This window comes from Dysosmobacter sp. Sow4_B12, from assembly GCF_052116665.1.
Classification (GTDB): Bacteria; Bacillota; Clostridia; order Oscillospirales; family Oscillospiraceae; genus Oscillibacter.
Genome location: NZ_JBQKKR010000004.1, coordinates 64,287 through 76,607, shown reverse-complemented (window position 1 = coordinate 76,607; position 12,321 = coordinate 64,287). Strand labels below are relative to the sequence as shown.

At 63.3% G+C, this 12,321-nt stretch carries 13 protein-coding genes; 3 read left to right on the top strand and 10 right to left on the bottom strand.

Features of this window, described 5'->3' with window-relative positions; all coding sequences use genetic code 11:
* Positions 1 to 11: 11 nt before the first annotated feature.
* From ACTQ4R_RS06505 to ACTQ4R_RS06495, 3 genes are all read right to left on the bottom strand, one after another.
* Positions 12 to 296: a co-chaperone GroES gene (locus ACTQ4R_RS06505; RefSeq protein ID WP_441626996.1), complete on the bottom strand. Its 285-nt coding sequence runs from the start codon at positions 294 to 296 to the stop codon at positions 12 to 14.
* A gap of 166 nt (positions 297 to 462) precedes the next feature.
* A complete protein-coding gene (locus tag ACTQ4R_RS06500) occupies positions 463 to 1,389 on the bottom strand; it encodes a diacylglycerol/lipid kinase family protein (protein ID WP_441626994.1) in 927 nt (308 codons plus the stop codon).
* 27 nt (positions 1,390 to 1,416) lie between these two features.
* Positions 1,417 to 2,526: a THUMP domain-containing class I SAM-dependent RNA methyltransferase gene (locus tag ACTQ4R_RS06495; RefSeq protein ID WP_441626992.1), complete on the bottom strand. Its 1,110-nt coding sequence runs from the start codon at positions 2,524 to 2,526 to the stop codon at positions 1,417 to 1,419.
* 173 nt (positions 2,527 to 2,699) lie between these two features.
* Here ACTQ4R_RS06495 and ACTQ4R_RS06490 point away from each other — a divergent pair, with 173 nt between their 5' ends.
* Complete coding sequence (locus ACTQ4R_RS06490; RefSeq protein ID WP_441626990.1) at positions 2,700 to 3,155, top strand: NfeD family protein; 456 nt, start codon at positions 2,700 to 2,702, stop codon at positions 3,153 to 3,155.
* Positions 3,152 to 4,096 carry an SPFH domain-containing protein gene (locus tag ACTQ4R_RS06485; RefSeq protein WP_441626988.1) on the top strand — a complete coding sequence of 315 codons (945 nt, stop codon included), beginning with the start codon at positions 3,152 to 3,154 and terminating at the stop codon, positions 4,094 to 4,096. Before ACTQ4R_RS06490 ends, ACTQ4R_RS06485 begins: the two co-directional genes overlap by 4 nt.
* Before the next feature lie 54 nt (positions 4,097 to 4,150).
* Here the strand turns inward: ACTQ4R_RS06485 and ACTQ4R_RS06480 are convergent, their stop codons facing one another.
* Positions 4,151 to 5,299 carry an aminotransferase-like domain-containing protein gene (locus ACTQ4R_RS06480; RefSeq protein ID WP_441626987.1) on the bottom strand — a complete coding sequence of 383 codons (1,149 nt, stop codon included), beginning with the start codon at positions 5,297 to 5,299 and terminating at the stop codon, positions 4,151 to 4,153.
* 437 nt (positions 5,300 to 5,736) lie between these two features.
* On the opposite strand from ACTQ4R_RS06480, the gene ACTQ4R_RS06475 reads away from it, so the two are divergent.
* Entirely contained in the window at positions 5,737 to 6,249 is a 513-nt protein-coding gene (locus ACTQ4R_RS06475) for a CarD family transcriptional regulator (RefSeq protein WP_441626985.1), read from the top strand.
* Positions 6,250 to 6,283: 34 nt separating this feature from the next.
* Here the strand turns inward: ACTQ4R_RS06475 and ACTQ4R_RS06470 are convergent, their stop codons facing one another.
* The 6 genes from ACTQ4R_RS06470 to ACTQ4R_RS06445 form a co-directional block, all read right to left on the bottom strand.
* Positions 6,284 to 7,051, bottom strand: a complete 768-nt coding sequence (locus tag ACTQ4R_RS06470) for an HAD family hydrolase (protein WP_441626983.1) — start codon at positions 7,049 to 7,051, stop codon at positions 6,284 to 6,286.
* Between the two features lie 20 nt (positions 7,052 to 7,071).
* The gene (locus tag ACTQ4R_RS06465; protein WP_441626981.1) at positions 7,072 to 8,109 is read right to left on the bottom strand and encodes an endonuclease/exonuclease/phosphatase family protein; all 1,038 of its coding nucleotides are present in this window, start codon (positions 8,107 to 8,109) and stop codon (positions 7,072 to 7,074) included.
* A complete protein-coding gene (locus ACTQ4R_RS06460) occupies positions 8,106 to 9,140 on the bottom strand; it encodes a LacI family DNA-binding transcriptional regulator (RefSeq protein ID WP_441626979.1) in 1,035 nt (344 codons plus the stop codon). The genes ACTQ4R_RS06465 and ACTQ4R_RS06460 overlap by 4 nt, the downstream gene beginning before the upstream one ends.
* Positions 9,130 to 9,792, bottom strand: coding sequence for a hypothetical protein (locus tag ACTQ4R_RS06455; RefSeq protein WP_441626977.1), 663 nt, complete (start codon positions 9,790 to 9,792; stop codon positions 9,130 to 9,132). Before ACTQ4R_RS06455 ends, ACTQ4R_RS06460 begins: the two co-directional genes overlap by 11 nt.
* Positions 9,793 to 9,904: 112 nt before the next feature.
* Positions 9,905 to 11,131, bottom strand: a complete 1,227-nt coding sequence (locus ACTQ4R_RS06450) for a hypothetical protein (protein ID WP_441626975.1) — start codon at positions 11,129 to 11,131, stop codon at positions 9,905 to 9,907.
* A gap of 66 nt (positions 11,132 to 11,197) precedes the next feature.
* On the bottom strand, positions 11,198 to 12,319 hold the full coding sequence (locus tag ACTQ4R_RS06445; RefSeq protein WP_441626973.1) for an ABC transporter ATP-binding protein: 1,122 nt from the start codon (positions 12,317 to 12,319) through the stop codon (positions 11,198 to 11,200).
* Positions 12,320 to 12,321: the final 2 nt, after the last annotated feature.

The window sequence follows — 12,321 nt, the reverse complement described above, 5'->3', positions numbered from 1 at the left end:
TGGTGATGGAATTATTCGACGATGGCCAGGATGTCGTTCTGGCGGACGACGACGTACTCCACGTCCTCCAGGTTGACCTTGGTGCCGGCGTACTGGCTGGTGATGACCTTGTCGCCGGGCTTCACGGTCATGACCACGTCCTTGCCGTCCACGTTGCCGCCGGGGCCAACGGAGATGACTTCGGCCACGGAGGGCTTCTCCTTGGCGGAGCCGGTCAGGATGATGCCGCCCTTGGTGGTCTCCTCGACCTCAACCATTTTCAGGATGACACGATCTGCAAGCGGAGTGAGTTTCATTTGGGGTTCCTCCTTAAGAATATAAAAATTTTTGAAAAAACAATTTCAGCGTTAGCACTCAATCTCCTCGAGTGCTAACGCTGCTATATTAGCGCAACTGATTCCGTTTGTAAAGGGGAAATCGCGGAAAAGTTATGAAGAATTTGTAAATGTTCCCGCCGCGGCCTCACCGGGCGGTGGCGTTTGGGCTGCAGCCCTTGGGGCCGAAGAAGTTCAGCCGCTTGTCCGACAGCGTCATGACCACTTCCCTGCCCCGGAAGCACTCCCCGTCCAGGCAGGTGACCAGCTCCTCCCCGCTTTGGATACGGACGGTGCGGGCGGTGCTGACCCGCACCAGCTCCGGCGGCAGCAGGTGATAGTCCCCGGCGGAATAGACGCTGAACAGCCGGGCAAATTTACTGCGCTCCACCTTTTTCACAAGGATGGTGTGGAGCACGCCGTCGTCCATCCGGGCCTCCGGCACCGGCATGGACCCGCCGCCGTAATAGCGGCCGTTGCACATGGACACCAGCAAAAATTCCCCTTCCAGCCGCTCGCCGTCCAGCCAGACGGTCCAGCGGCTGCCCACCGGCCGCAGCAGCACGTTGGCGGCCACGGCGGCTAAATAGCTGCCCCGGCCGGACAGCAGCGGCAGGCCGCTGTACTGGTGGACGCTGTCCGCCACCCGGGCGTCGATGCCGTTGCAGGCGATGGTGAGGCACAGGCGGCCGTTGCAGTCGATGAGGTCCAGGGGAAAGGCCTCCCCGTCCCACAGGTTTTCCGCGTCGTTGAATTTTTCGGCGTCCGGGCCGAAGTTTTTCAAAAAATCGTTGCCGGTGCCGGTGGGGATGGCCGTCATGGCGGCGTTTACGTACCCGGCGACGCCCTCCGCCACCTCGTGGACCGTGCCGTCGCCGCCGCAGGCGTAAAGCCGCAAGTCCTCGCCGGTCTGCGCCAGCTTTCGGGCCATTTCCGTGGCACCGCCGGGGCGCTCCGTCAGCATACAGGCGCACTCCAGGCCGTGGCGGTCCCGCAGGCGGTCCGCCATGTCGTAAATGCGGGCGGTCTGGTCCCGCTTTCCCGCGTTGGGATTGATGATGAACACATGCTTCACCAGGACATCCCCCTCGTTTTTCTCTCTTTATTTCCCGTACAGGAACGCGTCGCACTTGAGCATGCCGTTGTACAGCTTGCGCTTCTTGTCCGCCGGGCGGCCGAAGCACCGCTCAAACTCCGTGTGGGAGGAGAGCACCACCACCCGCCACTTGGGCGGCAGGTCCCGAAGCGCCCGGCCGAACACCCGGTACAGCTCCTCCGCCTCCTTCTTCTCCAGCAGGCGCTCACCGTAGGGCGGGTTGGTGACCAGCTGGCCGTACTCGCTGTCCCGGTGGAATGCTCCCGCGTCCGCCACCTCGAAGCGGACACAGTCCTCCACGCCGGCCAGCTCCGCGTTGTGCCTCGCCAGCTCCACGGCCTTGGGGTCGATGTCGCCGCCCCAGATGTCGTAGGTGCCGTGGAACTCCTTGTCCATGGCCTCGTCGGCGGCGTCCAGCCACAGCTTGGAATCCATATTCTTCCACTTCTGGGCGGCGAAGCTCCGGTCCAGGCCCGGGGCCCGGTTCTTGGCGATGAGGGCCGCCTCGATGGGGATGGTGCCGCTGCCGCAGAAGGGGTCACAGAAGGGGTCCCTGCCCCGGTAGCGGGAGAGGGTCACCAGCGCCGCCGCCAACGTCTCCCGCAGGGGGGCACCCATATTCTGGGCCCGGTAGCCCCGCTTGTACAGGCCCTCGCCGGAGGTGTCCAGGTACAGCGTGGCGGTGTCCTTGATGATGGCGAACTGGATCTGATAGCGGCTGCCGGTCTCCGGCAGGGTCTCGCAGCCGTAGGCGTTCCCCAGCCGCTTGGCGGCGGCCTTTTTCACAATGGCCTGACAGGCGGGGACGGAGTGGAGGGCGGAGTTGAGGGAGTAGCCCTTCACGGGAAATTCTCCGTCCCGGGGAATATAATCCTCCCACGGCAGGGCCAGTACACCCTGGAACAGCGCCTCAAAATCCGGCGCCTGGAAGGAGCCCAGCTCCATCAGCACCCGGGCGCCGCAGCGCAGGTTTAGATTCAACCGGGCGATGTCCGTCAAGGTCCCCTCGCAGTGGACCCGGCCGTTTTCCGCCCGAACGTCCTTCAATTGCAGGCGCTTCATCTCATCCGCCACCAGGGCTTCCAGCCCGAACAGGCAGGGCACCGTCAGTGTCATGGCCCGCACCTCCTTTGTTTCCAGTCGTTTTCCGGGACCAGTATATCAGAAAACGTTAGGATACGCAATGCGGCATTTTTCTCCTGCGGTTTGTAACCAAAATGAAATGCTTTTCCCGGTCCGGGCATGCTATGATGAGTTTATACAGATCGGCAAAGCGGATAGGAGGAAGTATGGATCTGATGAGTTGGCTCTGGCTGGGCGCGGCGGTGCTGTTCGGCATCGTGGAGGCCCTGACCGCCGGACTGGTGTCCATCTGGTTCGTGGCCGGCGCTGCGGCGGCTCTGGCCGGGGCGCTTTTGGGCGCCGGGACAGGCGTCCAGGTGGCGCTGTTTTTGGCCGTGTCGGCGGCGGCCCTGGCGGCCACCCGGCCTCTGGTGCGCCGGTTCAGCAAAGACGGCACCGTGGCCACCAACGCGGACCGGGCCCTGGGCCAGGCCGGCCGGGTCACGGAGGCCGTGGACAACGCCGCTTCCACCGGCGCCGTCTATGTGGACGGCAAGACGTGGACAGCCCGCAGCGCAGACGGCAGCGTTATTCCCCCGGGGGCCACGGTGAAGGTCCTGCGCATGGAGGGCGTCAAGCTCTTTGTGGAAAAAATTGAAGAAAAAGCGGAGGTAGCATCATGAACTTCGGTTGGATCGTCCCTGCCATTCTGGTGGTCCTGCTGCTGGTGGTCATCATCAGCAACATCGTCATCGTCCAGCAGTCCCGGGCCTATGTGGTGGAACGCCTGGGTGCGTTCCGGGCCGTTTGGAACGTGGGCCTGCACATCAAGGTGCCCTTTATTGAGCGCATCGCCAAAAAGGTGTCCCTCAAGGAGCAGGTGGCGGATTTCGCTCCCCAGCCCGTCATCACCAAGGACAATGTCACCATGCAGATCGACACGGTCATCTACTTTCAGATCACAGACCCCAAGCTGTACACCTACGGTGTGGAGCACCCCATGAACGCCATTGAGAACCTGACGGCCACCACCCTGCGGAACATCATCGGCGACATGGAGCTGGACCAGTCCCTCACCAGCCGGGACATCATCAACTCCCGGATGCGGGCCATTCTGGACGAGGCCACAGACCCCTGGGGCATCAAGGTCAACCGGGTGGAGCTGAAGAACATCATCCCGCCCAAGGAGATCCAGAACGCCATGGAAAAGCAGATGAAGGCGGAGCGGGAGCGCCGGGAGTCCATTCTCCAGGCGGAGGGCACCAAGCAGTCCCAGATCCTGGTGGCCGAGGGCGAGAAGCAGTCCGCCATTTTGCGGGCGGACGCCGAGAAGCAGGCCGCCATTTTGAAGGCCCAGGGCGAAAAGGAGGCCCGCATCATGGCCGCCGAGGCCGAGGCCCAGGCCATCATGCAGGTGCAGAAGGCCATGGCCGACTCGCTGAAGCTTTTGAACGAGGCCGCCCCTAACGACCAGGTGGTGAAGCTGAAGGCCCTGGAGGCTATGGAAAAGGTGGCGGACGGCAAGGCCACCAAGATCATCATCCCCAGCGAGTTGCAGGGGCTGGCGGGCCTGGCCGCCAGCGCCAAGGCCGTGTTTGAAAGCGAAGAGCCCAAGGCGGAATAATTTCACGCGCAAAGGGAGCCGCGGCGTCTGCCGCGGCTCCCTTTTGTTCTCTCTTCACAGCTGCTCCCGCAGCACCCGGCCCAGGCGGCAGATACCCTCCACGATGTGCGCCTCGTTGGCGTTGGAGAAGTTCAGCCGCAGGGTGTTGGTGACATCGCCGTCGGCGAAAAAGGTCTGGCCGGGGATGTAGGCCACCTTCCGCTCCACCACCCGGGGCATGATGGCGGCGGTATCCACTCCCTCCGGCAGCGTGACCCAAAGGAACAGCCCGCCGTTGGGGTGGGTCCAGCGGGAGCCCTTCGGGAACGTCTCCTCCATGACGGACAGCATCAAGTCCCGCCGGGAGCGGTACAGGGCGTTGAGGGCGCGGATGTCGGTGTCCAGGTCGTTATCCGCCAGATAGGTGTCCACCATCATCTGGCTGTAGGTGCTGGCCTGCAGGTCGGACCCCTGCTTGGCGGTTTCAAACATACCCAGCATCTCCGGAGCGGCCACCAGCCAGCCCAGGCGGATGCCGGGGCTGAGGATCTTGGAAAAGGAGCCCATGTACACCACGTTTCCATGGGTGTCCATGGACCGCAGGGTGGGGATGTCCGTTCCCTCAAAGCGCAGCTCGCCGTAGGGGTTGTCCTCCAGAACAGGCAGGTGGTACTGTTCCGCCAGGGCCAGCAGGCCCTTCCGCCGCTCCAGGGACCAGGTGCGCCCGGTGGGGTTCTGGAATGTGGGGATGACATAGATGAGCTTGGCCCTGGGATTGGCCGCCAGTTTCCTCTCCAGATCCTCCAGAATCATGCCGTCGTCATCGGTGTCAATGGGCAAAAAGCCGCACTCGTAGGACCGGAAGGTGGAAAGTGCCGCCGTGTAGGTGGGGTTTTCGCACACCACCAGGTCCCCGGGGTCTAAGAACAGCTTGCCCGCCAGGTCCAGGCCCTGCTGGGAGCCGTTGATCATCAAGATATCCTCCGGCCGGCAGGCCATGCCCTCCCGGCGGTGGCGGGCGGCGATCTTCTCCTGCAGGGGGCGGTAGCCGTCGGAGGGGCCGTACTGCAGGGCCATGGGGCCCGCCGCGGTCAGCACCTTGTCCGATGCTGCCCGCATGGCCTCCACCGGGAACACCTCCGGCGCCGGCATGCCGCCGGCAAAGGAGATGATGTCCGGCCGGGAGGTCAGCTTCAGCGTCTCCCGGACCACGGAGGAGTTCATCTGCTCCGTGCGCTTTGCAAATCAAATATCCATAAAGGTCCTCCCTTTTCGAATTCCCCGGGGGCGGGAACCCAGCGCCGCCCCTGCGAAAAAAGGAAACGGAGCAAGGCCGCTCACAGCGAGCGCCCTTGCTCCGTTTCTTGATTGTTGTCCATTATAAGGCCCGCGGCGTCCGCCGTCAAGCGTGTCCGGCGCCGCGGAGCCATATCCCGCGAGATCCCGGAAAACCGCCGTTTTCCCTTGGGTATTTTTGTATTTTTTGCATACAGATTTTCCCCCGCTCCGGCTCCCGCGGATTTTTTTAGGAAGTTTTTCTTACATTTGTCCCCCAAAACATGGTAAACTATGTATGCAGCGTGCGGTCCCGGCAGACGTAAGTCCAGTTGCCGGACCGCCCGTTTTTTCTTTTCGGAAGATTTTTTGAAGGGGGAAGCCAGATGTTTCAACCAGGAGATTTGGTGGTATACGGAGCCACCGGCGTCTGCCGCGTGGAGGAGATCACCTGTCCCGGCGGCATCGGAGCGGACCGGAACAGGCGGTTTTATCTTCTCAAGCCCTTGCAGCAGGACGGCGTGATCTACACGCCGGTGGACAATGCGAAAGTTCCCATGCGGCCGGTGATCTCCCGGGAGGAGGCCGAAGCCCTCATCGACCTGATCCCCTCCATCCGGGCGGAGGCTTACCACGGGCCCACCCTCCAGGCCCTGGCCCAGCACTATCAGTCGGCTGTCCGCTCCCACGACTGCCGGGACCTCGTGGAGCTGATGATGTCCATTTACGCCAAGCGCCGGCAGGCGGAGGCCCAGAAGCGGCGGCTGGGCATGGTGGACGAGCGGTTCATGAAGCAGGCGGAGCGGCTGTTATACGGCGAGCTCTCCGTGGCGCTGGATATCCCCTTTGACCAGGTGGAGCCTTACATCGCCCGGCGGGTGGACGGAGGACAAACGTAAAAAAGCGGGCGCAAGGCGCCCGCTTTTTGTTTATTTACTTCAGCGCCATTTCGGGGTTGATCTCGTCCAGCCAGGGAACGATGTCCCGGATGTCGCTGACCACCAGGTCCGGCTTTTCCGCGTCGGCGGCCACGCCGGCGTCCTTCTCTGCGGAGAGGTAGGAGCCGATCTGCACCGCCTTGGCAAAGCCCGCCCGCTTGGAGCCGATAATATCCCGGGAGACCGTGTCGCCCACGTAGACGCACTCCGCCGGCTCCACCTGCATCTGGCGCATGGAGATGCGGAACAGCTCCCCGTGGGGCTTGCGGTAGCCGGTGACGCTGGACACCGTCACATCCTCCATGTATTTGCGGATGCCGTAATCCTCCAGCACATTGAACACATTGTACAGCGAGGCGTTGTTGGAAATAACGCCCAGGTGGTAGCCCCGCTGCTGCAGCGCCTGCAGCATCTCCTCCACGCCGGGACGCAGCTCCCGGTGATAATACGTGACCTCCCACAGGTTGGCCAGCTCCTCGGCGATGGCCTCCAGCTTCGCCCGGTCAAAGCCGAACTCCTTCAAATAGTAATCCGGCCAGATCTCCTCCGGCTTCAGCTCCCGCATGGCGGGCTCGCTCCAGTTTTTATAGGCCTTGAGGCCCGCCATGACCCGGCGGTCAAATTCCTCCGGCCCGCAGCCGGGCTCCAGGCCATGGGCGCGCAGTGTCTCCTGCAGCTTCACCATGACCTCCGCCTGGGTCTCCTTGTTGTTCCAGATGTCCTCCAGGGTTCCGCCCATGTCAAATAATACGGTCGTCAGCATGGATATGCCTCCTCAATGATTTATTTTGAAAGGGCGCAGGACGCCCAAACCGCGTTGTGGTCGGACAGCTCCTGGCCGGTAAACCGTGCCAGAGCGGAATCGGGAGGTGCAAAGCCACAATCCTCCGTGCGGGTGGAAATGGTGCGGCTCTCCCGCACCTGGGCACCCCGCACCAGCAGCCAATCCAGCCGCAGGTCCAGGTGCCCCCCTCCCGGCAGGGGCTTGCGGCGGGTGGCAACGGGATGGTCCGGAACCGCCCGGTATCCGGCAGCCTCCGCCGCCCCCAGGCAGCCCTCCCACCGGGCCACATCCTCCAGGCAGCGGCGCTGCAGCCCCGCGTCGCCGGCAATCTCTTGAATGGCGTCCTTGTCCCGGCCGTCGAAGGTGTTGGTGTTCAAATCTCCGCCCAGGATCACCGGCATGCCGGGGAACATCTCCTCCGCCGCGGCCAGGACCGTGTCAAGCTGCGCCTGGCGGCCGGGGCCGTGGGTGCGGTTTTCCAGATGGATGGTGGCCACGCCCACCGGCGTGCCCGCCACGTCCAGCTCCGCCAGGATGGCCAGGCGGCCGCCGATGCGGCGCTGGCGGTCAAAATACCAGTTGTACTGCTCCGGCAGGCGGAGCACCTTGGCCCGGGTGATGGGCCAGCGGGAGAAGATGGCGTTGCCGTGGAAGCCCTTGGGGTCCTCCCCGTTCACCAGCTCGATAAATTCCAGGCCAAACACGTAATTCATGCCCAGCCGCTCCGCCAGGAGCCGGGTGGTGTCCCGGCAGCCGGAGCGGACGCAGCCGTCGTCCAGCTCGTTGGCCAGGATCACGTCAAAGGGCTTTACCGCCGGGCAGCTCTCCAGGAAATCGCCCAGCTCCTCCAGGCAGACGCCCCGTTCCATGTTGAATACCAGCGTCCCGATCTCCGCCGGCTTTTCCGCCGGCGGGTCCGCCAGATTGTGGACCTCCGCCTGGGAAAACTGCCCGATCTGGGCCATGACCTCCGCCTGAGAAGCGTGGTCCAGCAGGGCGCCCAACCGCTGCCGCTCTTCATTGGGGATTCCGTTCATGCATGTGCCTCCTTTATGTTGCTGTGCCGCCGCAGGCGGGGGTCCATGCAGGTGGAGCGGACCATCAGCTCCGGCTGGATCAGGTCCACGGTCTGTTCCCGCTTTCCCTCGATCTGCTCCACTAGCCTGTCCACGGCGATGCGGCCCAGCTGGTACTTTTTCTGGGACACGGTGGTCAGGTGGATGCGGGGCAGGGCGGCAAAGGAAATGTTATCGTAGCCCACCAGGGAGATGTCCCTGGGAATGGAAACGCCGCACTCCTCCGCCGCCTCCATGATCTTCAAGGCGGTGACGTCGGAAAAGGCGAAGATAGCCTCCGGCAGGGGTCCCCCCTGGCGGAACAAGTACAAAGCAGTCTCATAGCTCCAGTTCCGCATGAGGCCCACATCCGCGGGCGCCGGCAGGTCCCGTCCCTCCAGCCCCGCCTCTGACAACGCTTGGCGGAACCCCCGGACGCGCAGCTCCCGGGTGCGGGAGGTGGTGCGGCCCCCAAAGAACAAAATATCCCGGTGGCCCAGCTCCACCAGATAGCGGGTGGCCTCATAGGCGCCCACCTCGTTGTCCGCCATGACATAGCTGCACGCGTCGCCGTGGTTCACGCCCATATACACGCACGGCAGGTTTCCCAAGCGCTCTTTGTGGAGGGCCTGGGACGCCGGGGACAGGGCGGAGATGAGCACGCCGTCGATCTGGCGGGACAAAAAGCCGTCAATGCCCTTGAGCTCCTGCTCTTGGATGCGCATGGAATTGCTCAGCAGCACCCGGTATCCCCGCTCCGCCGCCTGCTGCTCGATGGCGGTGGCCATGCCGGAATAGTAAGGGTTGGAGATGTCCGGCACGATGACGCCGATGGTGTGGGTGGACTGGCCGGTCAGCCCCCGGGCCGCCGCATTGGGCACATAGCCCAGCTGCACGCAGGCGGAGCGCACCTTCTCCTTGGTCTCCCGGCTGATCTCGGGACGGTCGTCCAAAGCACGGGAAACGGTGGCAAAGCTGACGCCCGCCAAGGCGGCCACGTCTTTAATCGTCACTCTCTTCTTCATCGTCTTCGTAAAGCAGCATGGCCTCCTCCTGGGCGGAGCGGAATGCCGGCGGCGTTCCCGGCGCGGCCTCGGGGCCGAACAGGGCCTCCTCCGGTGTCACCTCCGGCTGGGCAGGAGGCTGCGGCGCGGGAGGCTCCTGGCGGGCTGGCTTTTTTGCCGCTTCCTTTTCCGCGGCCTCCCGCAGCTCCTCCTGGATGGTCTTTCTATGGTTCAGCGCGGGATTGGCGCGCTTCATTTTCAAGTAAATGGGCCAGGCGGCGGCATTGCCCACCAAAACGGGGGCCAGGCCGAACATGGCGATAAGCCGCAGCATATTTCCCCGTGCCGGTTCATCCAGCATGAGCGCTGCGGCGCAGAACATGGCAAATACAACCGCCAGACCGGCGAAGCCGTAAGGCGCCACCCGTTTGTCCGGCAGGAAAAACAGCAGGCAGCACACAGCGGTGCCCGCCAGGGCGATGAGAATGGCATGAACGGCGGTGGTGGCCGCCGTGCTCTCCAGGCGCACCGCGTGGTAAAGCGGCTCCGTCAGCAGGGCGTACATGATGCCGAACACCGCCAGATACAGCAGGGCCGCGCCTACGGCGGCCAGGGCGATGGGACTTTTTCTGCGGTTATTCTGATCGATAAAAAAACTCATTGGGCCTCTCTTTTCCGCGGCAGGCCGCGGCTCTTCACGAAAAAGAAGCGGCGGGCGGACAGCCGCCCGCCGCTTGCAGAACTATGCAGTGCCGTTTCAGCAGCTCCGGGGATCAGCCCAGCTTCTGCCAGAAGTCGCGGACCGTGTTGTACTCGTAGTAGATCTCCTCGGCGTCGAAGTGGGCCACGTTCATCTCAGCGAAGGGAGTGGAGCCCTCGGCAGGCTCAATGTCGTCACGGACAGGCCAGCCGCCCAGGGTGTTGAAGGGCTTGTAGCCGGAGGTATCGCCGTCGATGCCGCCCATCATGAAGCGGACCAGCAGCTTGGCGGCGGCGGGATGCTCGCAGCCTTCCACGATGTACAGGGTGTTGATGGCGGGGATGCCGGTGTTGGGATACAGGTTCACGGAGCTCAGCACCCAGCCGTTCTCCTCAGCCTTGCGCAGCTTGGAGGAGGCGCTGAAGCCCACGGGGGGATCGCTCTGGCCGGGGGCGCCGACAGCCTCGGCACTTTCGTCAGAGGAAGCGCAGTAGACAGGCTCGTTGTCGTGCAGGCGCTTGAGGAACTCATAGCCGGCGTTCTCGCAGCCATCGGACAGGACCAGGTCCTCACCGTACAGCTCCTTGTAGGCAGCGGCCAGCTTCTCAGGCTCTTCGCCCACACAGAAGCCGGTGATCCAGGAGCCCCAGGACAGGTTGTCCAGAGGATTCTGCATGGTGATCTTGCCCTTCCACTGGGGCTCGGTCAGCTGCCAGATGTTGGTGATGGGAGAGCCGTCGGGATAGGCCTCGGTGTTGTAGAACAGCTGGGTCAGCTCGATGTACATGGGGGTGGCGGTAGCGGTGTAGGAAGGATCGATGTGCTCGAAGATATCAGCGGGCTGATAGTTGTAGAACACCTTGTTGGCCACGTACTCTTTCCACATGGAGCCGTCCTGGTCCTTGATGTGGACCACATCAGCCACGTGCTGGCCGGCCTCATACTCGCGGGTGACCTTCTCCAGCAGCTCGTTGGTGGAGATGTCGAAGGGCACGCACTCCAGGCCGGGATACTTGGCCATGAACGCGTCAGCGACCTTGCTGCAGCGGGAGGAGATGGAATACAGGGTCACGGTGGCGCCCTCTTCCAGAGCCTTCTGATACAGCTCCTCGTCGGTCTCGTCGGTGTTGTAGATGCCGGAGGTCTTCTCCCATTCGGTCAGCTCGGACTCGGCGGGCGCTTCGGCGGGGGTCTCAGCGGGGGTCTCGGCAGGAGTTTCCTTCTTGCCGCCACAGGCTGCCAGGCTGAGGACCATTGCCAGCGTCAGCAGCATAGCCAGGAACTTCTTGTGCTTCAACATTTTCTTTTCCTCCTTGTTCTTCTTTCCAAATCGTATTTCATGCGGCATCCGCCGCGGAGGCACTCTTTACACGCAGTATTTGATGAGGTTTTCAGTGGCGGCGTCAAAGACGTTGATCTTGTCGGGATTGAAGCCCAGGTAGACCTTTTCGTCGCTGGCGTAGTGGGTGGAGCCCAGCTCCTTCACCGTCAGCGTGGCACTGCCCACCCGGACGCTGACCAGCGTCTCGGAGCCGGCGGGCATGCCGGAGTACACATTGCCCTCCGCCCAGTGGGCGTCGTCCTTTTCCCGGCTGATGGTCAGCTGTTCGGGGCGGATGCCCAGAATGATGTCGGCCTTGCCGCTCTCGGGGGCGTTGGACGTCATGTGCGCCCGCTGGAAGATCAGCTGGCCCACGGGGCTGTCGGTGGTCATGCCGGCGGCATCCAGCTGGGCGGTGCCCTTGACGAAGTTGATGCTGGGGTTGCCGATGAAGTCCGCGGTGTACAGGTTCACCGGGTTGTCGTACAGCTCCAGGGGCGGCGCCACCTGCACCAGCTCGCCCTTGCGGAACAGGGCGATCTTGGTGGACATGGTCAAGGCCTCCACCTGGTCGTGGGTCACGTAGATGATGGTGGTGCCGGTCTCGTGGTGCAGCCGCTTCAGCTCCGCCCGCATATCCACCCGGAGCTTGGCGTCCAGGTTGGAAAGGGGCTCATCCAGCAGCAGCAGCCGGGGCTCGGACACGATGGCGCGGGCGATGGCGACGCGCTGCTGCTGGCCGCCGGAAAGCTCGGTGGGGTAGCGCTTGGCGTATTCGCCGATCTGCATCCGCTCCAGGGCGCTGGCCACCTTCTTGGCGATGACATCGCTGGCCTCCTTGCGGATCTTCAGACCGAAGGCCACGTTGTCAAACACGGTCATGTGGGGCCACAGGGCGTAGGACTGGAACACCAGGTTCAGATTGCGCTTGCTGGGAGGCGCAAAGTAGGCCTCGGCGGCGTTGACGATCTCCTTGCCGTCCATGTGGATAAAGCCGCTCTGGGGCTTTTCCAGGCCGGACACCACACGCAGCGTGGTGGTCTTGCCGCAGCCGGAGGGACCCAGCAGCGTCATGAAGTCTCCGTCCTCGATGGTGAGGTTCAGGTCCTTCAGGACATGGTTTTTGCCGTAAAATTTATCAATATGAGTCAGTTCGATCTTGCTCATGA